The 24,952-nt window shown below is 60.8% G+C and carries 22 protein-coding genes; 8 read left to right on the forward strand and 14 right to left on the reverse strand.

Annotated features, from left to right (window positions below; all coding sequences use genetic code 11):
• Nucleotides 1-42: 42 nt before the first annotated feature.
• From GTF44_RS02375 to GTF44_RS02435, 13 genes are all read right to left on the reverse strand, one after another.
• Nucleotides 43-2,043: an exonuclease domain-containing protein gene (locus GTF44_RS02375; RefSeq protein WP_171557243.1), complete on the reverse strand. Its 2,001-nt coding sequence runs from the start codon at nt 2,041-2,043 to the stop codon at nt 43-45.
• Between the two features lie 53 nt (nt 2,044-2,096).
• Nucleotides 2,097-2,624, reverse strand: a complete 528-nt coding sequence (locus GTF44_RS02380; RefSeq protein WP_171557245.1) for a hypothetical protein — start codon at nt 2,622-2,624, stop codon at nt 2,097-2,099.
• A 16-nt stretch (nt 2,625-2,640) separates the two neighbouring features.
• Complete coding sequence (locus tag GTF44_RS02385; protein ID WP_253261133.1) at nt 2,641-4,455, reverse strand: DUF294 nucleotidyltransferase-like domain-containing protein; 1,815 nt, start codon at nt 4,453-4,455, stop codon at nt 2,641-2,643.
• 104 nt (nt 4,456-4,559) lie between these two features.
• Entirely contained in the window at nt 4,560-6,329 is a 1,770-nt protein-coding gene (locus tag GTF44_RS02390; protein ID WP_171557248.1) for a sodium:solute symporter family protein, read from the reverse strand.
• A gap of 15 nt (nt 6,330-6,344) precedes the next feature.
• Nucleotides 6,345-6,605 (reverse strand): DUF4212 domain-containing protein, encoded by a 261-nt coding sequence (locus GTF44_RS02395; protein WP_145212558.1) that lies wholly within the window; start codon nt 6,603-6,605, stop codon nt 6,345-6,347.
• Nucleotides 6,606-6,706: 101 nt separating this feature from the next.
• Nucleotides 6,707-7,396, reverse strand: a complete 690-nt coding sequence (locus GTF44_RS02400; protein ID WP_171557250.1) for an adenylate kinase — start codon at nt 7,394-7,396, stop codon at nt 6,707-6,709.
• 10 nt (nt 7,397-7,406) lie between these two features.
• The gene (acs, locus tag GTF44_RS02405; RefSeq protein ID WP_145212552.1) at nt 7,407-9,341 is read right to left on the reverse strand and encodes an acetate--CoA ligase; all 1,935 of its coding nucleotides are present in this window, start codon (nt 9,339-9,341) and stop codon (nt 7,407-7,409) included.
• A gap of 744 nt (nt 9,342-10,085) precedes the next feature.
• A complete protein-coding gene (locus GTF44_RS02410; RefSeq protein ID WP_145212549.1) occupies nt 10,086-11,051 on the reverse strand; it encodes a LysR family transcriptional regulator in 966 nt (321 codons plus the stop codon).
• A gap of 15 nt (nt 11,052-11,066) precedes the next feature.
• A complete protein-coding gene (locus GTF44_RS02415) occupies nt 11,067-12,080 on the reverse strand; it encodes an Ldh family oxidoreductase (protein ID WP_253261134.1) in 1,014 nt (337 codons plus the stop codon).
• A 7-nt stretch (nt 12,081-12,087) separates the two neighbouring features.
• Nucleotides 12,088-12,702, reverse strand: a complete 615-nt coding sequence (locus tag GTF44_RS02420; RefSeq protein WP_171557252.1) for a DUF3726 domain-containing protein — start codon at nt 12,700-12,702, stop codon at nt 12,088-12,090.
• Nucleotides 12,699-14,399, reverse strand: a complete 1,701-nt coding sequence (locus tag GTF44_RS02425) for a hypothetical protein (RefSeq protein WP_171557254.1) — start codon at nt 14,397-14,399, stop codon at nt 12,699-12,701. The genes GTF44_RS02420 and GTF44_RS02425 overlap by 4 nt, the downstream gene beginning before the upstream one ends.
• 655 nt (nt 14,400-15,054) lie before the next feature.
• Nucleotides 15,055-15,993 carry a hydrogen peroxide-inducible genes activator gene (locus tag GTF44_RS02430; RefSeq protein ID WP_145212537.1) on the reverse strand — a complete coding sequence of 313 codons (939 nt, stop codon included), beginning with the start codon at nt 15,991-15,993 and terminating at the stop codon, nt 15,055-15,057.
• 255 nt (nt 15,994-16,248) lie between these two features.
• Nucleotides 16,249-17,169, reverse strand: coding sequence for a hydrogen peroxide-inducible genes activator (locus GTF44_RS02435; RefSeq protein ID WP_171557255.1), 921 nt, complete (start codon nt 17,167-17,169; stop codon nt 16,249-16,251).
• 101 nt (nt 17,170-17,270) lie between these two features.
• Here GTF44_RS02435 and GTF44_RS02440 point away from each other — a divergent pair, with 101 nt between their 5' ends.
• The 8 genes from GTF44_RS02440 (at nt 17,271) to mnhG (ending at nt 24,067) form a co-directional block, all read left to right on the forward strand.
• A complete protein-coding gene (locus GTF44_RS02440) occupies nt 17,271-18,236 on the forward strand; it encodes a universal stress protein (protein ID WP_171557257.1) in 966 nt (321 codons plus the stop codon).
• Nucleotides 18,237-18,302: 66 nt separating this feature from the next.
• Nucleotides 18,303-20,615, forward strand: coding sequence for a putative monovalent cation/H+ antiporter subunit A (locus tag GTF44_RS02445; RefSeq protein ID WP_171557259.1), 2,313 nt, complete (start codon nt 18,303-18,305; stop codon nt 20,613-20,615).
• The gene (locus GTF44_RS02450; RefSeq protein ID WP_253261135.1) at nt 20,612-21,034 is read left to right on the forward strand and encodes a Na+/H+ antiporter subunit B; all 423 of its coding nucleotides are present in this window, start codon (nt 20,612-20,614) and stop codon (nt 21,032-21,034) included. The genes GTF44_RS02445 and GTF44_RS02450 overlap by 4 nt, the downstream gene beginning before the upstream one ends.
• 4 nt (nt 21,035-21,038) lie before the next feature.
• The gene (locus GTF44_RS02455) at nt 21,039-21,401 is read left to right on the forward strand and encodes a Na+/H+ antiporter subunit C (protein WP_171557260.1); all 363 of its coding nucleotides are present in this window, start codon (nt 21,039-21,041) and stop codon (nt 21,399-21,401) included.
• The gene (locus tag GTF44_RS02460; RefSeq protein ID WP_171557262.1) at nt 21,398-22,936 is read left to right on the forward strand and encodes a Na+/H+ antiporter subunit D; all 1,539 of its coding nucleotides are present in this window, start codon (nt 21,398-21,400) and stop codon (nt 22,934-22,936) included. The genes GTF44_RS02455 and GTF44_RS02460 overlap by 4 nt, the downstream gene beginning before the upstream one ends.
• Complete coding sequence (locus tag GTF44_RS02465; protein ID WP_171557264.1) at nt 22,933-23,409, forward strand: Na+/H+ antiporter subunit E; 477 nt, start codon at nt 22,933-22,935, stop codon at nt 23,407-23,409. The genes GTF44_RS02460 and GTF44_RS02465 overlap by 4 nt, the downstream gene beginning before the upstream one ends.
• Nucleotides 23,410-23,414: 5 nt before the next feature.
• Nucleotides 23,415-23,735 (forward strand): cation:proton antiporter, encoded by a 321-nt coding sequence (locus tag GTF44_RS02470; protein WP_171557266.1) that lies wholly within the window; start codon nt 23,415-23,417, stop codon nt 23,733-23,735.
• On the forward strand, nt 23,732-24,067 hold the full coding sequence (gene mnhG, locus GTF44_RS02475) for a monovalent cation/H(+) antiporter subunit G (protein ID WP_145212513.1): 336 nt from the start codon (nt 23,732-23,734) through the stop codon (nt 24,065-24,067). The genes GTF44_RS02470 and mnhG overlap by 4 nt, the downstream gene beginning before the upstream one ends.
• 76 nt (nt 24,068-24,143) lie before the next feature.
• Here mnhG and GTF44_RS02480 read toward each other — a convergent pair whose 3' ends face one another.
• On the reverse strand, nt 24,144-24,944 hold the full coding sequence (locus GTF44_RS02480; RefSeq protein ID WP_171557267.1) for a metallophosphoesterase: 801 nt from the start codon (nt 24,942-24,944) through the stop codon (nt 24,144-24,146).
• Nucleotides 24,945-24,952 lie beyond the last annotated feature (8 nt).

Here is a 24,952-nt window from a genome sequence, read left to right on the forward strand (position 1 = left end):
AAGTCTCTTCTAGAAGAATATCCAAGGGCCGTCCGCCCGGCGTCAATTCAGATGCTCAATCAGGCGGGCATGTTTGTCGAAAGCTTTGATCGTTGCCCCTAAAGTGGGCAGCTCTGCTGCTTCTAGCATCGGTATCATTTTCCGAAACGCCTCGGCCGTGCCGATCGCGTCGCCAATTGCCGTGTGCCGATCGGCCTCGGGGATCACGATCCCCAAGCGGTCACAAACCGCGTCGAGCGTATGCTCCGCCGATTGCCCAAACAGGATCGCGGAACACAGCACCGTGTCGAGGATCGGCTGATCGAACCGCGCGCCGATCTCGGCCTCGCGACGTTGCAGGAAGCTCATGTCGAACGGCGCGTTATGGGCGACGAGGACGGCGCCATTGGCATAGTCATGGAAGCGTTTCAGGGCCTCCGCAACCGGCGGTGCACCGTCGACCATCGCATTGGTCACTCCATGCACATCGATCGAGGCTTGCGGAATCTTGCGCCCTGGATCGACGATCATATCGAACCGCTCGCCGTCCAGCAGTTTACCATTTACGATCCGAACCGCAGCAATCTGGCAGATCTCGTCCACTTGAGGGTTCAAGCCAGTGGTCTCTGTGTCGAACACCACATAGCTGAGCTGTTTCAGGGCTGCGCCTGACATCTCTTCGGGGATTTCTGCATGCAGCAGCTCGAAATCATACTGGATCACCCGCGCGCCACTGATCCGCGGCGGGCAGGCAAGCGGCAGGGTCAGGGCCAATCCCGGGGCGACCTGGTCAATCTCCACCTTCGTGGCATGGGTGATCAGCACGTCGCGGCCCGCGAATTGTGCCAAGCCGGGGGAGAGCGGGGTGTCGAGCCAGGTCGTGAGTGTTTCCGGATCGGGCAAGGTGCCATCGGCTGAGAGAACAAGGCGCGCTGTGACCGGGCCCGTTTCCTCCAGGCGCAGCGACAGGCCGGTTGCGCCATCTCCGACCCAATCAAGCGCCAGACGTTCCAGAAGCCGGGTCACCGCGAACCCATCGCAGCGCAGCTTGGTTGCAGGCAGATCACAGGTGAGGGTCACACCCTTTCGCTTGAGCCGGGCTTTCAACGCGCCGCTCAAATTGTTCCCGGCCAGCGCCTCCATGGGCCACCATTCAGTATCCGTGGGCGCTTTCCGCGCTGCCGTGTCCGCCGCAAGGGCGGCCAAATCCGCAACCGTCGGGTCCTCCTGCGGCAAGGTGGGAAGCGCCGCCTCGACCCCGGCCAGCAGATCATTCAGAAGGCGCGCCCTTTCGGCCTGCACCCTGAGATCGCCGGTGACATCACGGAGGCTGAGCACATAGCCGGGCTGCTTGGTTTCTTGGCCTTCCAGCCACATCAACCGCATCCGGGCTTCCAAAAGTTTGGCGCCCACCTTTGTGGCGCAGAGAATGTCCGCGCCCTCGCGCGCCTCTGCCGCGAGCAACCTGTCATAGGCTTGCCGCACCGGCCCGGGCAGGATCACATCCGCTAGCGGACGATTCAGGCCAAGCGCCGGGCTGTCCTCCAAAACCTCACGGGCTTGCCCATTATATAGCACCACCGAATGCTCGGCGGTGCAGAAGAGCACCCCATCGGGGACCTCGGCCAGCAGCGCTTCAAGCCGCGATTTCTCAAGCCCGAGCTTGGCTGTCTCTCGCCCGATCTCCAGCGCCATCGCATTGCGGGTTTCGGTGAGGTTGGCCGCCACTGCCGCCGCTGCCGTGCCAAGATCACCCAGATAGCGCGCCTGGGCGTGATCAATGTCGTGATCCACATCAGCATGGGCCCGGGCGCGCATATCGGCGGCCAGCCGTTCGACGGGGCGGGCGACATGCTCGTCAAACAGCACCCAGATCCAGGCGCTCAGCCCGAAAATCGCGAGGACCCCGACAAAGCCCGAAATAACAAAGGACGACAGCGCATGGTCCTCGCCAAGACGAATGTAACCGATGGTCAGGCCCCCAATGACAAGCGCCGAGCCGCCAAGCGCCAGAAGGGCAAAGAACAGAAAGATCCGCAAACGCAGACTGAGATGGGTAAACATGGGCTGCGGGCCTCCTTCTACCCGCGCGGATTGGCCCCTCCCGGCCGTGTCGTCTAGCTCGTGGCCTCCGTGCAAACGGCACTGAGCAGTGCGTCATCCTCGGGCACATCGCGCCAATCGGCGTTGAGCGGTGCTCCGTCTTGATCAAATTCCACACCGTCGATCACATCGGCCCGGCGGTTTTCCAGGCAATCCACCAGCGATGGGATCTCGGTTGTCGCGGCCCACCGGCCAAAGACATAGAGGTTCAGCAGATGGACGCCCGGTGCGGCGTCATTGGTGCGAACCGAGACACGATCCAGGGCTACGAATCCATCGACATAAGGTGCGGCATAGGTCCAAGGCCGCCACCAGGATGTGTTTTCTCGGGTTGCGACGACCTCCATCCCCTCCGGCAGGGCCTGCCGGGTGGTGTCATACCAGGAGTACTCGCTGCCAATCGTGGCCGCGATCATCGCGGCACCGGCGGCCACCGGCGTGGCCCATTTCGGGATCCGATCTTTCAGCACCGTCCGAAGCAGCAACACCATGCCAGCGCCGGCGAAACCGGCGAACAGCGTGGCCATGAGGGAGAGGAACATGCGCGTCTCTTTCTTGTTAGCTCAGCGGCCCGCCGCGCGATCCGGCGGCCGATTGCATGGTTTTGATCACCACAAAGGCGTCGCGCAGATGGCTGCGCTCGAAATCACTGAGGTCACTGGGGGACATGAAATTATCTGGTTTCTCGCCGTGTTTGATCTGCTCGGCTTGATGCGCAAGCCGCGTATCGGCGATCATATCATAGGCGTCGATCAGGTCACGCCCGCCGGTGCTTGAGATAATCCCGGCCTCCACAGCCGCGACCAGCCGGGCCCGGGTATTGGCCTGGGTCAGTTCTCCTTGCAGGGCATAGATCCGGCCCAAATCGACGACGGGGACCACACCATTGTGTTTGAGATCAATGGTGTTCTTGTGCTCACCCGAGCGGACAGTGGCAAAGCCGCGGAACAGGCCAAGCGGTGGTGTGTGTTTCAGCGAGTTGGAGATCATATGCGCCACGAAGATGCTGTTCTTCGAGGACAGCGCGAGCGTCTCTTCCTGAAGACCCGCGAACAGGCTCTCTTCGCCGCCAATCGGGCGCAGGTCATACATGACGCTGGCCAGCATCTGCGCCTCAGGGTCGGGCTTGTGGATCCAGCCGCTGAAATACCGCCGCCAGACCTTGAGCGGCTGCCGCCATTTCGGGTTGGTCGCCATCATATCGCCCGGGCAATAGAAATACCCAGCCTCATCCAGCCCATCCGAGACGAATTTGGCTAGAGCGGCAAAATAGGCGTCATCTGCCTCTGTCGCGGCGTCGTCGAGGATCAAGCAGTTGTCCTGATCGCTGACACCGGTCTGCTCCTGTCGCCCCTGACTGCCGCAGGCGAGCCAGAGATAGGGCACCGGCGGCGGCCCAAATGTCTCTTCGGCAAGGCTCAGGAGCCTCCGCGTTGCCGCGTCGCCGATATCGGTGATCAGACGGGTGACCACCTGATGCGCATTATGCGCGCCGACGAGTTGCACCAGGAAATCCGGGATGCGGGCGACGATCTTCGCGATGGTCGCACTGTCCGGCGCCACGGCGATCTCGCCGATCAAGGAGGCCGAGGAGGTGGCCTGCAACCGGGTCAGATCCGTCTGACTGAGGATGCCGACCAGCTTGCCGCCATCCACCACCGGCATGTGACTGATCCGCCGCTCGGTCATCGCCATCAGCACGTCCGAGACCAGGGCCGTCGGCGGCAGGGTCAGTGGGTTGGCCGTCATCACGTCACCAAGCGGCGTGTCATAGGAGAGCCCCTCGGCAAGGACCCGGTTGGTCAGGTCTTTGGTGGTTAAAATCCCCGATAAGACACCGTCGTCATAGATGACCAGACAGGAGACCTTGCGATCGCGCATCTTCTGGGCCGCGGACATGAGGCTGGTTGAGGGCGCGCATGTGATCGGATTGCGGGTCATCACATCGGCGATGACCAAGGTCATAAGGTCTTGCTTGCGGGTTTGCGCGGGCCTGGAGCGGTCAAAGAAACGCTTGATCGACGGGTGATCCGAGACAAGCCGACGGAAGGTCTCTGCCGGGATCGCCACCAGAGTTGTCGCTTCTGCCGCCGTTGCGGTCACGGCGGCAAAGCCATCTTTCATCAAGCCGCGCTCGCCAAAGGAGTTCTTGGGTCCAAGGATTGAGACAAGCGCGCCGGTCGTATCTGTAATATGCACCTGGCCGCTCAGGATCAGATAGAGCGCATCTTGCGGCTCTCCGACCTTATACACTGCCTGACCGGCCTCGAGGGTCAGCTCCGCCAAATCCCCGGCCAGCAACGCCTGATCTTCGGGCGGCAAGCTGTCATAGGGGTGCGTCTGGGTCAGCAATGTCTCAAGATCGATGGTCATGGGTCTGATCATCCAGTTAAGAAAAAAGGCGCATCCCGATCAGGCGGGATGCGCCCATGTTGTGATAGGGCCCACGGTGTCGCAGGCCCTTAAAGGGCGATCCCCTAGTGATCCACCGCAGCGCCAGCGCCACGCGGGATCCGAACGGATTCCACGAGCTCCTGGATTTCCTGCGGCGGCGCAGCGGTTGCCCGCGACACGAAATACGCGACCACGAAGTTGGCCAGCGCACCGATCGGCCCGAAATGGGTCGGCGGGATGCCGAACAGGTAGTTCGCCGAGGTATTGTCCAGCATGTTGGTGCCGGGGATGAAGAACCAGCCTAGATAGGTGAACAGATACAAGCAGGTCACGATCAGACCGGCCAGCATCCCCCAGGTCGCCCCGGCAGAGTTCATCCGTTTGGAGAAGATCCCCATCATGAGCGTTGGGAAGAGCGACGCCGCCGCGAGACCGAAGGCCAAGGCCACGGTTTGCGCCGCAAAGCCTGGCGGGTTCAGACCCAGATAGGTCGCCAACACGATCGCACCGGCCATCGATATCCGGGCGGCAAGAAGTTCACCACGTTCGGAAATCTCCGGATTAATCGTCGACTTGATGAGGTCGTGCGAGATCGCCGACGAGATCGCCAGAAGAAGACCCGCCGCCGTAGACAGCGCGGCCGCCAGACCGCCAGCGGCGATCAATGCGATGACCCAGCCCGGAAGCTGCGCAATCTCTGGGTTGGCGAGCACGAGGATGTCACGGTTGAAGGTGACAAGCTCATTGCCTTCCCAGCCACGCTCGGCCGCCAGGGCCTGCATCTCTTCGGAGTTCTCGTTGTAATACTGGATCCGACCGTCGCCGTTTTTGTCTTCGACCGCCAAAAGGCCAGTCACAGACCAGGTCTGGAACCAATCCGGCAACTCATCTGCCGCAACGGCTTCACCCTGCACACCTTCGGGCCACATCGTGGTCGTGATGTTCAGGCGCGCCATCGCCCCAACCGCAGGTGCGGTCAGATACAGCAGTGCGATGAACACCAGCGCCCAACCAGCGGACCAACGGGCGTCGGCCACTTTCGGCACCGTGAAGAAGCGGATGATCACGTGCGGCAGACCCGCGGTACCGATCATCAGCGACAAGGTGAAGAGTGCCATCAGCCAGGGGCTGGAGCCCGTGGTGTACTCGTTGAAGCCCAGATCGGTCAGCAGACCGTCCAGCGTGACAAGCAGAGGCTGACCCGACGCGGTATGCTCCGAGAACAGACCCAGACCCGGGATCGGGTTGCCGGTCAGCTGCAGCGAGATGAAGATCGCCGGAATCGTGTAGGCGATAATCAGAACGCAGTACTGCGCCACCTGAGTGTAGGTGATGCCCTTCATACCGCCCAGAACCGCGTAAACAAACACGGTCGCCGATGCGATATAGAGGCCGAGGGTCCGGTCCACTTCGAGGAAGCGCGAGAAGGCCACGCCAGCGCCGGTCATCTGACCGATCACGTAGGTCACCGAGATCACGATGAGGCAGACCACCGCCACGACGCGGGCCGTGTTGGAGTAATACCGATCACCGATGAATTCCGGCACCGTGAACTTGCCGAACTTCCGCAAGTAGGGAGCAAGCAGCATCGCCATAAGCACATAGCCGCCGGTCCAACCCATCAGGAAGGTGGAGTTGTTGTAGCCAACGAAGGCAATAAGGCCCGCCATCGAGATGAACGAGGCCGCCGACATCCAGTCAGCCGCCGTTGCCATCCCGTTGACGACAGGGTTCACACCGCGGCCAGCGGCGTAAAACTCCGATGTGGAGCCCGCGCGGGCCCAAATCGCGATACCGAAGTAGAGGCAGAAAGACAGCCCCACCACGATAATATTGAGTGTTGTCTGATCCATGGTCTGGTCCGTCCCTTACTCTTCGTCCACGCCATGTTCCTTATCGAGCTTATTCATACGCCAGGCGTAGAAGAAGATCAGGAACAGGAAGACGAGGATCGATCCCTGCTGGGCAAACCAGAAGCCCAGATCGGTTCCGCCCACTGCAATACCGCTGAGAAGCGGGCGCAATAGGATCGCAAAGCCGTACGACGCAATCGCCCAGATCACCAAGCAGATGGTGACCAGGCGGATGTTCGCAGACCAGTATGCGTTATTATTTGGCTGTTCTGCCATTGCTTACTCCCTTCGAGTGACATCCGGCAGGCCCTCCTTGACCTGACGGACTTGGTACCCGCCGCCACCCGATGTCTGGTTCGGGCCGCGGCGAATTCTGGTTAGGACGCCGTCGTCAGTTCCCCGACGATGGCGTCAAGTGCCGTGGCGATGTCGTCGATGCTGCCCATGGCGGGCACCTCGGTCAGCGCATCGCGCGCGGCGTAATAGTCGATCAGCGGGGCAGTTTGCGCGTGATAGGCCTGAAGCCGCGTGCGCACCGTTTCCGCATTGTCATCGGCGCGGCGCTTCATCTCCGTCCCGCCGCATTTGTCGCAAACCCCTTCGGTTTTCGGCTGCTTAAAATCGTCGTGATAACCCTCGCCACAAGCGGCGCAGGTGTAGCGCCCGGCCACACGGGCGACCATCGCTTCGTCATCCACCTCAAGGCTGATCACCGCGTCGATCTTCTGATCCTTCTCGGTCAAAAGCCGGTCCAGCGCCTCGGCCTGTGCATCTGTCCGAGGAAAGCCATCGAGGATCGTGCCTTTGGTGACATCCGGCTGCTCCAGTCGCTCTTTGAGCACCGCCAGCACGATCTCATCAGAGACCAGCTCGCCAGCTTCCATCACAGCTTTCGCTGCCAGGCCCGCGGGCGTGCCTGCGGCAACCGCGCCGCGCAGCAAATCACCGGTGGAAAGCTGCACGAGCCCGAACCGCTCTTCGAGCATCCGGGCCTGCGTGCCTTTGCCGGCCCCCGGGGGGCCGAGCAAAATCAGGTTTACGGGGCGGGTCATGGTCTCTGTTGTCATCTGACCCGTCTCACTTATTGGCCCGGTTTTCGATCAACTCGTCGACCACCGAAGGATCGGCCAGCGTCGAAGTATCCCCAAGCGACCCGAAATCGTTCTCAGCAATTTTGCGCAGAATGCGCCGCATGATCTTGCCGGAGCGGGTCTTTGGCAGGCCGGGCGCCCATTGAATGACATCCGGTTTGGCAATCGGGCCGATTTCACGGCGCACCCAGTTCGAGAGCGTCACTTTCAGCTCATCCGATGGCGTCTCATCATTCATCAAGGTCACGTAGCAATAGATGCCCTGACCTTTCACGGGATGCGGGTAACCCACCACCGCGGCCTCCGAAACGGTCTCATGCGCCACAAGCGCGGATTCAACCTCGGCTGTCCCCATACGGTGGCCGGAGACGTTGATCACGTCATCGACGCGGCCGGTGATCCAATACTCGCCATCCGCGTCGCGGCGGCAGCCATCACCCGAGAAGTAGTAGCCTTTGTAGTCGCTGAAATAGGTCTTCACGAAGCGATCATGATCGCCCCAAACCGTGCGCATCTGACCCGGCCAACTGTCTTTCAGTACCAGAACGCCCTCTACATCGTTGCCTTCGATGATCTCGCCAGAGGTTGGCTCCAACACCAGCGGCTGCACACCGAAGAAGGGTTTCTGCGCCGCGCCGGGCTTCAGCTCGTGGGCGCCGGGCAGCGGCGTCATCATGTGGCCGCCAGTTTCGGTCTGCCACCAGGTGTCGACGATCGGGCATTTCCCCTTGCCGACATTCTCGTTGTACCAGTTCCAGGCCTCGGGGTTGATGTTCTCCCCCACGGTGCCAAGCAGTTTCAGGCTGCTGAGGTCGTATTTCTCAACAAAGCTGGTGCCCTTGGCCATCAGTGCCCGGATGGCAGTGGGGGCCGTATAGAACTGATTGACCTTGTGCTTCTCGCAGACCTGCCAGAAGCGGCCCGCATCCGGATAGGTCGGCACGCCTTCGAACATCAGCGTCGTGGCGCCATTGGCTAGCGGGCCGTAGACGATATAGCTGTGACCCGTGACCCAGCCCACATCCGCCGTGCACCAGAAGATGTCGCCGTCATGATAGTCGAAGCTGTATTGATGGGTCATCGAGGCATAGACGATGTAGCCACCCGTGGTGTGCACCACGCCTTTGGGCTGCCCCGTCGAGCCAGAGGTGTAGAGGATGAACAGCGGATCTTCGGCACTCATCTCTTCTGGCGGGCAGTCGGACGAGACGCGGCTGGCCACGTCATCATACCAGATGTCCCGGCCACCGACCCAGGCGACTTGATCACCCGTGCGCTTCACGACCAGACATTTGGTGTCGATCACATTGTGCAGAAGCGCCTTGTTGACGTTGTCTTTCAACTCGGTGACGCGCCCGCCCCTCGGAGCGCCATCAGCCGTGATCACCAGCTTTGCGCCAGAGCCGTTGATCCGAGCGCCAAGCGCGTCGGCGGAGAACCCGGCGAAGACGATGGAGTGGATCGCACCGATCCGGGCACAGGCCAGCATGGCATAGGCAGCTTCGGGGATCATCGGGAGATAGAGAACGACCCGATCGCCCTTCTTGACACCGCATTCTTTCAAGACATTGGCAAAGGTGCCGACCTTTTCGGCCAGCATGTTATAGGTGATGTGTTGCGCCTCATCACCGGGCTCATCAGGCTCAAAGATGATCGCGGTCTGATCACCCCGGGTCGCCAAATGCCGGTCAATGCAGTTGGCCGAGACGTTCAGCGTGCCGTCTTCGAACCATTTCACATGGACATTGTCATGTTCGAAAGAGGTGTCTTTGACCTTGGTGAAGGGCTTGATCCAATCGATCCGCAGCCCGTGCTCGCCCCAAAACCCGTCCGGGTCGTTGACTGACGCGGCATACATCTCTTCGTAACGGGCGGCGTCAATATGGGCACCGGGCAGCAGATCGGGGGTGTCTTTGGGCAAGGTCTCTCTCCCTTAAAGAGTCGTGGGCTCAGGTTCCCATCGGCAAAAACGCGTTGAGCCATGATGGGCCCGTATTGGGCCCGACGCGTTCTGCGATTCCGGAAAGCCGCGCGAGCAATACGCTGACTTTGACCGGGGCCCGCATCATCGGGCCGAATTCAATGGCTAGCCTCCCCCAACCGTCTCTTGGAGCGTTGCATCGCGGGCCGCCCGGGTCTGTTCTCCTCCCCCGGATGAGCGCGACTTAACCCTCCTATGATTGGCTCCGAACCGGGTCCTCACGTCCCCATTTACGCAACGGCGCCAATGTGCGTGAGGTTACAGGAATTCGTTAAATCCAGAACATCTTCCTGACGTTCAATGATTTTCCTGTAACAGGTTTTCATGTCGCGGCGCAGAAATTGTAAATATTTTTGCAATTTCACAAAAGTGTGAGGCGTTTCAACGGGTTCATTGCATCGATGCTGTAAGGCTATCGATCGAACGCCGCCGCAATGCGGCAGAAGTCGCCTGCGAAGCGGAAGTCGCGGCTGGACTCGATGTCGCAGGTCCCGCCGAAGCGACGGCGATTGCGAAAGAATCATTCGTGTGGTGAGCCAAGAAGCTCATTTGATTCCGCGACGGCATCGTGACCCATCAGTTTCGGCCTGTTCACGCCGCCCAACATCATCCCATTCTCGGTGATTTGCGGAACTGGAAGCCCACCGGATGTCCCGCATTTGGTTGGTCATCAACGCAGATTTGTCAGTCCAGAACCACGAACTGGCTTGCCAGCCATGGCATCGCTTCCAGTCCAGGTGTCGTGAAATGCAACGCGATCAACTCCCGTGCAATCGCTGCGATCTGGCCTGGGATGTCGCCTGTCCAGTCTTCGCTGGCATAGAGAACGATTTGCCGTGACGCGCCTTCATTGGGCAAAGGATGCGCATCAATGCCGCCCGCAAACCGCCCGGCGCGGAGCAGGCTCAAAGGCGTCGTGATCGTCCAGCCCTTGCCCCCTGCGACCAGGGCGCTGATGGATTGGTTGGAATCCATCTCAAACCGCTGCGGCGGTGTCCATCCATGGCGACCGAGATATTCCTCGATCTGTTTGCCCATGATCTGATCCATGTCCCGCCGCAGAAAGGCCATGTCAGTAAGGGCATTGAGCCCGGCGGAGACATCGGTCCCTCGCGGCACTGCCAGAATGTAGGGGTCATTCAACAACGGATGGGTCACGGTTCCGGGCGGGGCCGTCCGCCCCGCGGCGCAGATTGCGATGTCCAATTCTCGCGCACCGATCAGGGCCTGCATCGCGTGGCTCGCCCCGGTCTGTAGCCGAAACGCGCAGTTTTGCATGGTTTCGGCCAGCCGCGATGTCAGGGTCGGTGTCACTTCGTTCTCGAAATCTTCGATCACCCCCATCCGGAGGGCCGAAAGCCCTGACAGGTCGAGTGTCACCAAATCGCGTTGTCCCATCCGAAGGGCCGACAACGCTGCCTCGACCCGGCGCAAAAACAGCCGCCCCGCGGCGGTCAATGTCATCGGGCGGCGCGAATGGTCGATGAGCTCAATACCCAGAGCCGCATCGAGGTTCTTCAACTGTTGCGAGACTGCGGGGGCGCTCATGCCCAAGCGCTCCGCCGCGCCCGCGACCGAGCCGGTACGGGCGAGCGCCTCGAACACTTCCAACCCTTTGATCGAGACGCCCTTGAGGGCGCTATCAGGCATCTGATCCTCGTCTCGTCATGAGTTGATGATCCGTTCCAAAAGGTCTTGCGGCACGCTCACCCCATCCGCCTCTGTGCGCGCCCGGGCTGCCGCTCGGGTGCTGCCGGGAAGCCGCGCGCCGTCTTGGTCCGCGATCGCGGCTGCCAAGTCTTCGATTCGTGCACCAAAAGCGCCGCCAGACAGCGCGCCTGTCTCAACGGCGATGAAGCATTGCCCGGTGCGCGGCGGTCCACCCAACGGGCCCGAGAAGGGGGAGGCGTCTTTGCCCAAAGTTGCCCCGGCCAACGCCGCCGCGAAGACCTCAACCATCAAACCGGCACCAAACCCCTTATATCCGCCGGCCGGTGCCATCGATCCCTTGAGAGCCGCCTCGGCATCTGTCGTCGGCGCACCGGTGGCATCAAACGCCCAACCCTCTTCGATGGCGCGTCCTTCTCGGGCGCGCAGCATGATCTCAGATTTCGCGATTGCGCTGGCTGATTGGTCGATGACAAGCGTTGCCCCGCCCGCGCCATCCGGCACGCCAAGCGCGAACGGGTTGGTGCCGACGACCGGTGTTTTGCCGCCCCAGGGCGCAATCGACGCTGGCGCATTGGTGAAACAGAGGCCCAACAATCCAGCGTCGGCGATCCGCTCTGCGTGATGGCCCAGAACGCCACAATTGTAACTGTTATGAACCGTCATCGCGGCGATGCCTTGGGTCGTCGCGGCCTCGATCAGGGTATCGAAGCCAGCATCGATCGCCGGATGTGCAAAGCCATCTTTTGCATCGACCCTCACAGCACTGGGCTTGGGGCGGTGGACCTCTGGTTCGGCCAAGCCCTCCACTTTGCCGCAGCGCAGATGTTCCGCATAAATCGGCACATACATCAATCCGTGACTGCGGATACCGTCGCGCTCAGCAGCGCGGGTCGAGCGCGCGACGGAGGCCGCCGCCCGATCGCTGGCACCTGCACGTTTCAACGCATCGCGCGCAAGCGCCTCCACATCGTCTAGGCCGAGGATTTCATTCATAAGCCATTCTTTCATCAGGGGGTCAGTCAGCGTCAATCCCATCTGCACCTGCCCCGCGGGTGCGTGAGGTCTCTGTGGTGGGAACACGCGTTTTTGCCGCGAAGCTTTCGGCCTCAGTCCAGGCCGTGGCGCCGGGCGTTTGGCGGCCCAAGCCAGGTGGGTGTTGCGCCATACCGGGTTGCAGCGTGATCAAAATGTCACGGCGGGCGGGGTCGTTATGCGGTGCCCCCAACAAATGCCCGGCGTCAATTTGTGCTGCGATTGCCCCGTCCAGTGTGATCCGCTGTTCGGTTTGGGTGGAGGCCCACCCGGCAAACCCCAAAAAGAGAGCTGGGCTATCGTCCAGGGTCATACAAACGGGGCCATCACCTGTGAGTGCAAGGTCAAGCGCTGACGGTCCGACAAGGGCGACGGGGCCGGGGCCGATGCGCCAGATGTCGTCGCCGTTTTGCCAGGCTTCAACGGGGCTTGGTGCCGATTGCAGCGCGTCGAGGGCGATGCCGACGCCATTCGCCCCTTGCGCGGATAACCAAGCTGCTGCCGCGCCGATCTCGGCGGCGATCCCTTGCGGCCAACCGGCACCGCGCGCCGCATCGTGCATCTTTTTGGCCACTTCATTGAGCGATGGTGTGATCATGCGGTGATCGCGCGTGGCGGTGACCAGAGCGCCCAGCCATCTGGATCGACCTCAGCGATCTCGCCGATCAGAGGCGCACCTTGGCAGAGCGTGATCCGGGTCCAGCGGTCGGATTTTGGATCAAACCGGGTGGCGCCGAAAAACGCGAGTTTGAAGCGCAGCAGATCAACTGGCAGGCAGGCCTGCCCGATCAGGTTGTCGCGAATCTCTCCATAAGGATGGGTTGCGATGCTCTGCACACGGTCGACCACATGCCGCTGATCCGGGCGGCGCATTAGAAACGCCGCCACGCTATCGGTGGGGTGCGCCTCTCGCAGCGCCCGGTCGAGGCCTTGAACCTGGCGCGCGATGTCCAGCGGCGTCTCCAATTCCCCGCCCGGTTCTTCAGCCCGAACACCCAGCCTCGGTTCCGCCTTATCTTCAGAGACATACCAGAACTGATGAGTCTCATCGGGGTCGTCGAAATCTATCTTCAGGGCCCAGGCATAGGTTTGCCGGATGATCGTTGCGAGCTCGTCTAACCGCATCCGTGGCGACAGTCGTTTGGGAGCGCCGGTTTGCATCTCCATCGCCAAATCATCGATCAAAGCGCCATAGGGCTCCATCATCACGGCATTTAGGCATTCCTGCGCTTCCAGGCCGTATGCCAGGGCCTCAAGGCTCAGGTTTTCCCAAGGGTGGGGCGCGTCCAAACATCCGGTTCTCGTCAGATCGCGGATCGCAGACAGATCGCGCCGAAGGCCGTGGATGCGCGCCATCTGGGTCGGGTCCGCGACATCCCACGTCTCCACATGGGCGATGGCTTGGTCCAGGGCCTGTGCGAATGCCGCTTTGTCCGATGCGCTTGCCGTTGGCAGGGCGCGTATCCGAGCCAAGGCCGTCTCGCGGGCCAAAACCCAGGCATGGGTTAGCTCGGGATGGGTCGCAAGAAACGGCGCCATGCCAAGGCCGGTTGCATTGCCAATACCCAAAAGCCGCTTGTTTTCATTCGACAAAGACACGGCCCGTTCTGGTGCCCGGGCCTTGGCGATGTGGTCGACCAAGTCATGTGTAAAATGCCGGATCAGCCAAACGGTGAGCATCTCGGCTTGAAAGGCGCCGCCAAGCCCCGGGCGCCCGGCAATTTGGGCGCGATCAGCCAAGCCGAATTTGCCATTGCCATAAACCGCCGTCGTGCGCATGAGATACCCGGTTGCGAACAGCTTTTCGGTGTCCGGCTGCTGGCCGTTGGCCAAGGCATCGACTACATGATCAAACAGACGAACGCTTTTGTTAGCGCGGCTAAACACCAACTCTCGCGGCGAGACGCGGCCCGCCTCTTGGAGCGGCACATTGGCTTCCAGCCGATCTAGATCCCCCCGCGTCGGCAGCCCATCGAACAGCGCATAAGTCGTGTCCCATCGTTCGGCGATAACACGGTCGGTTCGGTCTGCGGTATCCAAGGCGTGAGAGAAGGCAACCAGCGCATAACTATGCCCGCCCAGGGTCAATGTATAAACGGCCCGACCATATCCTTCGGGCGTCATTTCCCATAACCGTCTGGTCACGCTGACTTTGTCTTGATGTAGTCGGCGCATCAAAACACGCAGGAAACTCAGCCGGGTTGGAAAACTTGCCCCCATCCGCGCCAGCCGCATCACCATATCCGGCGGGCGAAGCACCAGCGTTTTGGGGGGGATATGGGTCAAATCATTCATCTGAGTTCGTGAGTGCGCGATAAAACTTGGTCCACTAGGTGTCGCCCATGATGCCAGTGATTTTGGATTTGTCGAATCCGACAGCGGTCAGACTCTGGCGCCAATATGGAACATCGCGGATGTCCCAGAGAGAGATTGGCCGTTGCAGGACGTCGCGGGGACCGACCGCGACTTCGTCGGCATCAAAATGGTTTGTCCGGTGCCCGACGCGTATCGGGAGAAGAGGCTCCCCGGGTCTGCGCCCATATTGCGCAGCATCGATATGGATCATGCGGCCTGCCATCCTGGTTGCAAGTTGGCGGAGTTGAGCAAGAAACCCCGGCGACTGGCAAGCGCAAAGGTGAGGCGCGGGTATGCGAATAGGTTACGAAAAAGGCCGCGATGTGGGTCTTTTGTAACCTGTGGGGTGATCTCTGTGACCGTTGCAGACCACACCTAAATGGCCACGGCCCTATTAAGCTTATGCCGCCAGCAACCATCGCGTCTATTGCCCGGTGTCCTTATGAGGCGCCGGATGTCCACCCCGACGATCGTGCCGGGCCCCGCCGCCCTTCGCAATGCCCGCCCGAGTTCCGCCGTGCACCAAAAAGTGCCCGGCGGAATTTCCTCTTTGCTTGCCCACCGTGTCGCGGGCTTATGCGGCGCGGCTTGTGGCTTACCCTTCGATCACCAGATCGGGGAACCGACCTGCGGTGTCGCGGATCAACTGCGCCAGCCGCTCATAGGCGCTTGCGGCCCCCGTGGCGGAGCGCCAGACCAACCCGACGGAGCGCGAGAACCGGCGGCCACGGAATGGTCGGACAACAACATCTTGGGCGCGGTTTTCAATTTCGGATTTGACATAAAGTGTCGGCAGGAAGGTGACGCCCATCCCCATCGCAACCATCTGACGAAGGGCATCAAGCGAGGTGCCTTCGTAATCCCGTGACAGTGTGGCGCCGGTTTCCAGGCATACTGCGGCAATCTGATCATGCAAGGTGTAGCTGGGCGAGAGGGAGAGAATCGTTTGATCCGACAGATCGGGTCCGTCGAGCATCTCTTTCTCTGCCAGTGGATGATCAACCGGCAGGGCCACCGACAGCGGCTCGCGGAACAGCCGGGATGTGGTGAGCGCTGCCCCAGATACCGGCAACTGCGTCAGGATCAGATCATGCATCCCATCGTTCAACTCACGCAGGAGTTCGCGCGGGGAGGCTTCGCGGATATAAAGCCGAAGGTCGGGATGGCTGCGATGCAGATCGCCGACCACATGCGGCATCAAATAGGGGCCGAGTGTGGCGGAGGTGCCAAGACGCAAGGTCCCGCCCAGGCCCGATTGCAAGGTCACCGACAGGTCGAGAATCCCTTGAGTCGCGTCAAGGATATCGCGGGACCGGGACGAGACTTCGCGCCCCGCCAGCGTGAGTCGCACCGGTCCACGACCGCGTTCGACCAGGGTGAGGCCAAGCGCATCTTCGAGAGTCTTGATCTGCACGGAGAGCGACGGTTGAGAAATACCACAAGATTCAGCGGCTTCGCGGAAATGAGCGGTTTCTTCTAGCGCAACAAGATAGCGCATCTGGCGCAAAGTAAGCGGTGGCACGGAGACAGGCATAGGATGCTCGTTAGTTTTTTTCTATCGAATGTTCATATGCGATTGTATTTGCCTTTTGCAAGAGTTGTGAAAGAAAGGATCATGTGGAGGGGATGTGGGCACGCGCATCTCCGCCGTCGGTGACGATGCTCATGCTGGTTGTTTAGTCCCTTCCAGTATTCACGGACTCGCAGCGTTACCATTGGGCGATCCTTACCTGACCCCTGCCGTCAGTCGGGTGGGGATCGCCCTTAACCTTTCTGCGTCATGGATCTGTCAGTCGATAACCGTCACCTCAGGGGCGGCCTCGCGCAATATGCGGCGCAAGATTTGCGCCAGTTCAGCAAATTCCCGGCTGCGGGGCGCGGTTTTGCGCCAGACCATACCGATTGAGCGAAACGGCACCGGACCGGCCAGAGGGCGCGATGTCACCAGTGCGTTTTGAGTCACCTCGGACCGGACATAAAGCGCGGGCAGAAGTGAGATACCAAGCCCCATCGCCACCATTTGCCGGATCGTATCAAGCGACGTCGCCTCATAGTCGAGGCTGAGCTCCGCGCCGGTATCGGCACAAATCTGTTTCATCTGTTCGTGCAACCTGTGCCCCGGCTCCAGCGTCAGGATCGTCTCGCCGCGCAGGTCTTCCCGGGCAACCTGTGGGCGGTCGGCAAGCGGATGATCCGTCGCGGTCACCGCCAGAAGCGGCTCGCGAAAGAGCCGCGCGGTGTTCAGATCGGCGCCGGTGACGGGCAGGGGGAAGAACAAGAGATCCAGACGGCCTTCATCGATGCGCGTCAGCAGGTCGGTGGCCAGTCCCTCACGGACATAGAGCCGCAAATCGGGATGGCTGGCATGCAGATCGGGGATCACCAACGGCAAGAGATAGGAGCCGAGCGACTGCACGACGCCGACGCGGATCGTGCCGCCAAGCGGGTGTTGGCCCTGTTTCGCGATCTCTTGGATATCCGAGACATCGCGCAGGATCGCCCGGGCGCGCGCGGCAATCTCCGCCCCGGTCGGGGTCAGCACGACGCGGGCGCGAGAGCGTTCGACCAACTGGATGCCGAGTTTCGCCTCCAACTCCTTCAATTGGCCCGAAAGGGTCGGCTGGGTCACATGGGCGCGTTCGGCTGCGCGGCGGAAATGCAGCGTGTCGGCAACGGCGACCAGATAACGAAGCTGTTGAAGCGTGGGCATGGTTTTGATCGGTATTATCTATCAAAACCGATTTTAGTTTCGATTGGCCCAATCGACAAGCGCGCATTATGTGTCCGTCAACCGAATTTGGGTGAGCTGCGTTGAAACGCTTTAAGAGCATTCTGACAGTCCTGACCGAAGACAGCCTACATGAGGTGGCTTTGGAGCGGGCGTTGCATTTGGCCAAGGTCAACGGCGCGGCCTTGACCTTGGTCGATGTGATTGATGCGGCCCCGGGCGAGTTGGCGCGGCTTTTGTCCGCGATCCAGGGCCATCGCGGGGCGGAGATCGAAGAGGATGTGATTGCTTATCACCGGGACCGCCTCGCAAAAATGGCAGAGCGGGCTCGCGCAGAAGGCGTCGAGGCCACCGAAGCGGTGTTGCAGGGCAGTGTCTTTGTCGAGGTCATTCGCATGGTGCTGCGCGAGGGGCATGACATTGTGATCAAAGGGGCCACGGCGGCCCCGCACGGCAAGGGTGTCTTGAAGGGCGTCGATATGCATCTGCTGCGCAAATGCCCCTGCCCAGTCTGGATGTTGAAGGGCCCGGGCGACGGGAATTTCGACACAGTCCTAGCCACGGTCGACCCGGACCCTGAAGGCGAGACAGTGCACAACAAACTCGACCATTTGGTCATGGATCTGGCGACCTCGCTCGCCGAGCGTGACAAGGCGGTCTGTCATGTGGCGCATGCCTGGCGGTTGCAGGAAGAACATGCGTTGCGCCACGGGCGGTATACGTCGAAATACCAAGGTGAAGTGGATCAGATGGTCGAGCGCGAACGGGGAGAGGCAAAGGCCCGCTTCGATGCGCTGATGGCCGACTACCCGCAAGTGGAGCGGGACAATCTGCATATGATCAAGGGTCTGCCCGGCGACGCGATTGCGGAATTTGCCGAGGCTCTTGGCCCCGATCTGATCGTGATGGGCACAGTGGGGCGGACCGGCATCAGCGGGTTCATCATGGGCAATACGGCCGAGACGATTTTGCACCGGGTGGATTGCGCGGTGATCGCGGTGAAGCCGGAGGGGTTTGTCTCTCCGATCACTTTGGAAGCAGCGGGATAACGCGGCCTTTATGGGGCCGAGAAGACAGGGCTGGCGAGGCCCAGAAACGAGAAGGGTGGGACAGACGTGGCAGAGGCAGGCATAGAGGTGCCGCGCGCAGCAGGCGGGCCAGCGGGATGGATATCGATTCTGATCCCGGTGACGATCTTTGCCTATTTGGTACAATTCGTGCCGCAGGTCGCGGCGGGCGAGGTCATTCTTTGGGCCTATGAGTGGGTGCCCGCGCTGGATATCCGGCTCTCAGTGATCCTGGATGGGCTGAGCCTGACCTTCGCGCTGCTGATCAGCGGGATCGGCGCATTGGTAACGCTTTATTCGTCGAAATACCTGGGCAACCATCCGGAATATCCGCGTTTCGTGCTGTATCTCATGGCGTTCATGGGCGGGATGTTGGGCCTGGTTTTGGCCGACAATCTGATCGCGCTTTTCGTGTTTTGGGAGGTGACGACGATCTCCTCCTACCTGCTTATCGGCTTCAACTCCGACGAGGCGAAATCGCGCCGCTCCGCCCTGCAAGCGTTGCTTGTGACCGGGACCGGGGGGCTGGCGCTTCTGGCGGGCATCATCATGCTGGGCAATGTGGCGGGCTCATTTGAGCTCTCCGTGATCCTGACCCAGGGCGACATGATCCGCGCGCACCCGCTCTATGTGCCCATCGTGATATTGTTCCTCGCGGGCGCCTTCACGAAATCGGCGCAGTTTCCGTTCCATTTCTGGCTGCCGAACGCGATGGCCGCGCCGACGCCGGTATCGGCCTATCTGCACTCCGCCACGATGGTGAAGGCAGGTGTGTTCCTGATGGCGCGGATGAATCCGGCCCTGGGCAGCACCGATCTGTGGTTCTGGACGTTGGTGATTGCGGGCGGGTTTACGGCCGTCTTTGCCAGTATCCTGGCCATGCGGCAGACCGACATCAAACAAGTATTGGCCTATACCACGCTGATGGCGCTTGGCACGTTGACGCTCTTCATCGGGGCGGGGACAAGCGATGCGATCAAGGGAATGATGCTCTTTCTCGTCGTGCATTCGCTCTACAAAGCCGCGCTCTTCCTGATGATCGGGATTGTCGATCATGCTACCGGCACACGCGAAGCTGAGGTGCTGCGCGGCTTGGGCCGCAAAATGCCGATCACTGCATTGGCGGCGGTGATGGCCGCCGTATCGATGGCGGGTATCCCGCCCTTGGTTGGCTTCATCGGCAAAGAGTTCCTCTACAAAGCGGGCTTGGAATTGGATCAAGGGATGATTTGGGTCACCGGCGCGGCTTTCGCGGCCTCGGCCCTCATGTTTGCCGTCGCCGGGATTGTGGCGTTGCGGCCCTTCTTCGGCCCGCTGGCCGAGACGCCGAAACCGGCGCATGAGGGGCCGGTCTTCATGCTGACCGGGCCGTTGGTTCTAGCCGGTCTGAGCCTGTTCTTTGGTCTGTTCCCGGACACGATCGAAGCCTGGCTTGTCGCGCCCGGTACTTGGGCCGTTTATGGCAGCCCGGATGTCGACGTTGATCTCTACCTCTTTGAGGAGGTCAATGCGGCCTTCATCCTGTCACTCATCACCTTCGCGACGGGCGCGGTGATCTATGCAGTTCACCGACCGCTCCGCTCGTTCCTCGCGCGCCTGTTTGAGGCGAACCCGATCAAATTCGACCCGGGTTGGGACGGCGTGTTAGAGGGTCTGAAAGCGCTTGCCGCGTGGCAGACCCGGCACCTGCAATCGGGCGTGTTGCAGCGCTATCTCTTCGTGATTTTCGCAACCCTGGCGGTTCTGAGCGCCATCACGATCTGGTCCCGCGATGTGTTGGCGTTCGACTTGAATCTGGGGGCTGAACTGGACGGGCTGTTGTTCAAACACTGGGCGGTTTTGGTGTTTGTCGCCGCGGGCTCGATCTTGACCGCGTTTACCTCCAGCCGGATGACCGCGATTGCCTCTTTGGGCGTGGTTGGCATTGGCGTGGCGCTGATCTTCATCATGTTCAGCGCGCCCGATGTGGCGATTACGCAGCTTTTGGTTGAGACGCTGGTCGTGGTGTTGGTGGCGGTCGCGATGTTGAAACTGCCGCGCCTCGAGATCATGGCGGGGCACCGAGACAAACGGCCTTGGCATGCGGTTGTGGCGGTGAGTGTCGGCCTGGTGACAACGGCGATTCTGATCGCAGTATTGCAGGGCGATATCGACAGGCGCCTGACCGACTATTTCGAAGTCACCAGCTGGCCCGAAGCCTATGGCCGGAACATCGTCAACGTGATCCTCGTGGATTTCCGTGCTTTGGATACCTTTGGCGAAATCGCGGTGGTGATGATTGCGGCACTGGCGGCCTATGCGCTTCTCCGTGGAACGTATTATGGGCGACCGAAAGACGCCCGCGAGGAGGACGGCCAATGATGAATTCGCTGATCCTGAACGCCGCCACGCGGCTCTTGGTGGGGCTCTTGCTGCTCTTCTCGATCTATATGCTGCTGCGGGGACATAACTTGCCGGGTGGGGGCTTTATTGGCGGGCTGATCGGGGCCACGGGCTTTGTCCTCTACGCCATCGCCCATGGCTGTTCGGCGACGCGCGCCGCGCTCCGGGTGGACCCGCAATCGATTGCGATGGTGGGCCTTGGTATTGCTTTGGCCGCTGGCGTCTTCGCCGCCTTCTTTGGGGATGCCCTGTTCACCGGGCAATGGCTGTTCATTGGAGAGACGGAGGATGACAAAGGCTTGCCGATTTCCTCGGTGCTGTTCTTCGACATTGGGGTCTATTTGGTCGTGTTCGGATCAATCCTGACCATCGTTTTGGCCCTGGAAGAGGAGGTCTGAGCCTATGGAACTCCTGATTTCCATCATGGTCGGCGTGATGATCGCCACCGGCACCTATCTGATGCTGGCGCGCAATGTGTTGCGGTTCATTTTCGGGCTGGTCCTGATCTCGAATGCGGCCAATCTGATTATCTTTGTCTCCGGACGCTTGGTGGCGCAAAGCCCGCCTTTGATCCCCGAGGGGGCGGATGTGCCGCCGGAACTGGTCGCCAATGCGCTGCCACAGGCGCTGGTCCTGACAGCAATCGTTATCGGCTTCGGTCTTTTTGCCTTCGCGCTGACCCTGGTCTATCGCGGGTATCAATCCATGGGGACGTTGATGAGTGATGAGATGCGCCTTGCCGAGCCGAAGGAGGATAGCCAATGAGTTGGCTTCTGGCGGCCCCCATCGTCATCCCCTTTACAACGGCGGTTTTGGCGTTTTTGTTCCGCAATGGCCCCGAGGGCCGGTGGATTTCGATTATTGGATCGGCGTGTCTTCTGATCGCCTCGGGTCTGTTGATGCAGGCGGTTTTGGCCGATGGCGTGATTGCCGGGCAGATGGGCAATTGGCCCGCACCCTTTGGCATCACGCTGGTGGCCGATCTGCTGAGCGCGGTTATGGTGGTCATTACGGGTGTGACGGGGTTGGCCGTCGCGATCTATGCGCTGGCCGATATCGAGAGCCGGCTTGAGAAGCTCGGCTATCATGCGCTGTTCCAAGTGCTGCTGGCCGGGGTGTGCGGCGCGTTCCTGACGGGCGACCTCTTCAACCTTTATGTCTGGTTCGAGGTGATGCTGATCGCGTCCTTTGGGCTTCTGATCCTGGGCGGGCGGCGGCAGCAGCTTGATGGCGGCATCAAATATGTGACCATCAATCTGGTCTCCACAATCCTGTTCTTGGCGGGCATTGGCTTGCTCTATGGGATGACGGGCACGCTCAACCTGGCCGATCTGCATCTTGCGGTCCAAGAGGTCGAAAACAAAGGCCTGCTCACTGTGGTTGCCGTGATGTTCATGGTGGCCTTTGGGGTGAAGGCGGCGGTCTTCCCGCTCTTCTTCTGGCTGCCCGCCTCTTATCACACGCCTTCTGTTGCGGTGTCGGCGATCTTTGCCGGGTTGTTGACCAAGGTCGGGGTCTATGCGCTCATTCGAATGTTCACCTTGGTCTTCACCGAAGACGTTGAATACACCCATACGATCCTTCTCTGGATTGCGGGTTTCACCATGGTTACGGGCGTTTTGGGTGCGGCGGCGATGAATGATTTCCGGCGGATTCTGAGTTTCCATATCGTGAGTCAGATTGGATATATGATCCTTGGTCTGGCGCTCTTTACGCCGCTGGCCCTGGTCGGTTCGGTCTTCTATCTGGTCCACCACATCATCGTGAAAGCGAACCTGTTCTTGGTCGCCGGTGTCGCTCGACGGATCGCCGGATCAACCGAGCTCAGCGCGATTGGCGGGCTCTATAAGACCGCGCCGGTCCTCGGCCTGTTGTTCCTGATCCCGGCCTTCTCGCTTGCGGGCTTCCCGCCGCTCAGCGGGTTCTGGGCGAAATACATTTTGGTCAAGGCGAGCCTTGATCTAGAGATGTGGCTGATCGCCGGTGTAGCCTTGGTGGTGGGGCTTTTGACGATCTATTCGATGACCAAGATCTGGGGCAGCGCGTTTTGGAAGCCGCACCCGGCAGGGCTTGAGCCAAAGCTTGGCAGTTTGAGCAACCGGGACCGAACGGCACTGATCCTTCCAATCGCATCTTTGGCGATCCTGACCTGTGTCATTGGGCTCTTCCCCGAGCCGTTTGTCCAGTTTGCGGAACGCGCCGCAGATCAGCTTTTGTCGCCGACGGATTATGTTCAGACTGTTTTGGGGCTTGAGGCAACCCAAGCGACCGGCTTGGCGCAATTGGAGGTAGGGCCATGAATATCTTCACGCTCAATATCGTCCTTGCGGTCTCCTGGGCGGCGCTCACCGGGAACTTCACGCTCTCTGGTCTGGCGATCGGGTTCCTGCTCGGCTCGGCGGCGCTCTATGTCACGCGACCGCTCTATCCCGGATCGAACCGGTACTTCCTCCGCGTCTGGCGCTGGGTCCGGTTGATCACGATGTTTCTCTATGAACTCGTGGTCAGTTCGATCCAGGTGGTCTGGGACGTGCTGACGCCCACCCATCACGCGCGACCCGGTGTAATCTCGATGCCGCTTGATGCCAAAGGCGAGATGGAGGTGCTTTTGGTCACGAACCTGATTTCGCTGACCCCCGGTACCTTGAGCCTTGATGTGAATGAAGACTGCGACAAGCTTTATATCCATGCGATGTTTGCCGACGATCCTGATGAGATACGGCGGCAGCTCAAAGAGGGGATGGAGCGCTGGGTGATTGAGGCAATGGAGTAGGCGCGATGGAGATTTTGCAGACAGCGGTCGATATTGCCTTTGTCTTGGTGATGCTGGGCGTGGTGTTCGCCTTTGTGCGCTTGATCAAAGGGCCGAGCTTGCCCGACCGAGTTGTGGCGCTTGATATGATGACCGTGCTGATTGTGGCGTTCTGCGGGTTGTTCGCCTTGGCCTCGGGCGAGACCGCGTTCCTGGATGTGGCGATTGTGATGGCGCTGGTTGGGTTCCTAGCGACCGTGGCTTTGGCCCGGTTTGTGGAGCGGCGCGGCGCGCAGGAAGGCGAAACCGATGCGGAGGCTGCGGCTGATGAGGAGACGCAGCAATGATTTTGGAACTGTTCTTGGTGGCGTTGGTGCTGATCGGCGGGTTTTTCTGTTTCATCGCGGGGCTCGGCGTCTTGCGGTTGCCCGATGTGCTGGTGCGGATGCACGCCTCGACCAAGGCGGGGACCTTGGGCAGCGGATTGATCCTGGTTGCGGTCGCGGTGCTTTTTGCGGATTTGGCGACGGTGACCCGGGCCGTAGCAACGATCGTGTTTCTGCTGATCACCGCACCGGTGGCGGCGCATATGATTGGCCGTGCGGCCTTCCGCTCGGGCGTTGCGATGTGGAAGACCAAGATTGAAGACGGTGCGGAGGATGCCCTCCGCCGACGCTAGCTGGAGCCCGGAAAACGCGCGTTTTCCGGTTCGTTTTCCGTACGGAAAACGGCTTCGCGGCGGGGCGCCTGTTGCGCTAGGTCTGTAAGAAGATGTGATCGCCGTCGGGGCTGAGGGCGCAGGCGGTCAGATGCCCGCTATGCCACGCTCCAGTATCCATCGCGATGCGCCCCTGGGCAAAGAGCGGTTCCGTCACCTGGGCATGGCCATGGGCGATCCAAATGTCATCGGTGCGGGGGCGGCTTTCAAACTCTGGATGGCCCCAGAGCAGGGTTCTAGGGTTTTGATCTTCCATTCTGTGTTGCGGATCGGCGGCGGCGTGAACCACCCAGAGATTGCCCGCCGACCAACTCAGCGGCAGCGCCGCGAGCCAGCTATGCCGTTCTGCTGTGAGGTTTGATTTCAGGAGGGCCGCCAGCTCAATCAAGGTCTCCGGACCCGGATGGCGAGGAATATCTTCGACTGGCAACCCGAGGCTCGCAAGTGTCGCCGCCGCTCCGGCCCGGAACCAGCGCGGCCCGCGAATGACCGGATCTGCGAGAAAATCCAACATCATCCGGTCATGATTGCCCATCAGACAGGTGACGTTGTCGGGCAATTCGGATGTCAGCTCATGGAGCCGCTCTAAGACCGTGCCGCTGTCTGGGCCGTTGTCGACATAATCGCCAACAAATACCAGATGCGGGTCTTGGGCTTTGGTCTCGCCGATATGTGCATCGATCAACTCCAGCATGTGCTCAAGCAAATCGGCGCGCCCGTGCAGATCGCCAACGATATAGACCGGACGGCCCGGGGTCGGGCGGCCCGGATCGCGGCTCTCTGGTGCGGCCGGGGTGTCCGTCGAGCGCCCGAGCAAAGAGGAAAGGCGGCCTTTCATGCCCCATG

The sequence above is a fragment of the Roseobacter sp. HKCCD6576-2 genome, from assembly GCF_013179285.1.
In the GTDB taxonomy this organism is placed as follows: domain Bacteria; phylum Pseudomonadota; class Alphaproteobacteria; order Rhodobacterales; family Rhodobacteraceae; genus Rhodophyticola; species Rhodophyticola oceani.

Coding starts and splice junctions, on each gene's coding strand:
- GTF44_RS02375 (WP_171557243.1), bottom strand. CDS start 2,043: ATGTTTACCCATCTCAGTCTGCGTTTGCGGATCTTTCTGTTCTTTGCC.
- GTF44_RS02380 (WP_171557245.1), bottom strand. CDS start 2,624: ATGTTCCTCTCCCTCATGGCCACGCTGTTCGCCGGTTTCGCCGGCGCT.
- GTF44_RS02385 (WP_253261133.1), bottom strand. CDS start 4,455: ATGACCATCGATCTTGAGACATTGCTGACCCAGACGCACCCCTATGAC.
- GTF44_RS02390 (WP_171557248.1), bottom strand. CDS start 6,329: ATGGATCAGACAACACTCAATATTATCGTGGTGGGGCTGTCTTTCTGC.
- GTF44_RS02395 (WP_145212558.1), bottom strand. CDS start 6,605: ATGGCAGAACAGCCAAATAATAACGCATACTGGTCTGCGAACATCCGC.
- GTF44_RS02400 (WP_171557250.1), bottom strand. CDS start 7,396: ATGACAACAGAGACCATGACCCGCCCCGTAAACCTGATTTTGCTCGGC.
- GTF44_RS02410 (WP_145212549.1), bottom strand. CDS start 11,051: ATGCCTGATAGCGCCCTCAAGGGCGTCTCGATCAAAGGGTTGGAAGTG.
- GTF44_RS02415 (WP_253261134.1), bottom strand. CDS start 12,080: ATGAAAGAATGGCTTATGAATGAAATCCTCGGCCTAGACGATGTGGAG.
- GTF44_RS02420 (WP_171557252.1), bottom strand. CDS start 12,702: ATGATCACACCATCGCTCAATGAAGTGGCCAAAAAGATGCACGATGCG.
- GTF44_RS02425 (WP_171557254.1), bottom strand. CDS start 14,399: ATGAATGATTTGACCCATATCCCCCCCAAAACGCTGGTGCTTCGCCCG.
- GTF44_RS02430 (WP_145212537.1), bottom strand. CDS start 15,993: ATGCCTGTCTCCGTGCCACCGCTTACTTTGCGCCAGATGCGCTATCTT.
- GTF44_RS02435 (WP_171557255.1), bottom strand. CDS start 17,169: ATGCCCACGCTTCAACAGCTTCGTTATCTGGTCGCCGTTGCCGACACG.
- GTF44_RS02450 (WP_253261135.1), top strand. CDS start 20,612: ATGATGAATTCGCTGATCCTGAACGCCGCCACGCGGCTCTTGGTGGGG.
- GTF44_RS02455 (WP_171557260.1), top strand. CDS start 21,039: ATGGAACTCCTGATTTCCATCATGGTCGGCGTGATGATCGCCACCGGC.
- GTF44_RS02460 (WP_171557262.1), top strand. CDS start 21,398: ATGAGTTGGCTTCTGGCGGCCCCCATCGTCATCCCCTTTACAACGGCG.
- GTF44_RS02465 (WP_171557264.1), top strand. CDS start 22,933: ATGAATATCTTCACGCTCAATATCGTCCTTGCGGTCTCCTGGGCGGCG.
- GTF44_RS02470 (WP_171557266.1), top strand. CDS start 23,415: ATGGAGATTTTGCAGACAGCGGTCGATATTGCCTTTGTCTTGGTGATG.
- mnhG (WP_145212513.1), top strand. CDS start 23,732: ATGATTTTGGAACTGTTCTTGGTGGCGTTGGTGCTGATCGGCGGGTTT.
- GTF44_RS02480 (WP_171557267.1), bottom strand. CDS start 24,944: ATGAAAGGCCGCCTTTCCTCTTTGCTCGGGCGCTCGACGGACACCCCG.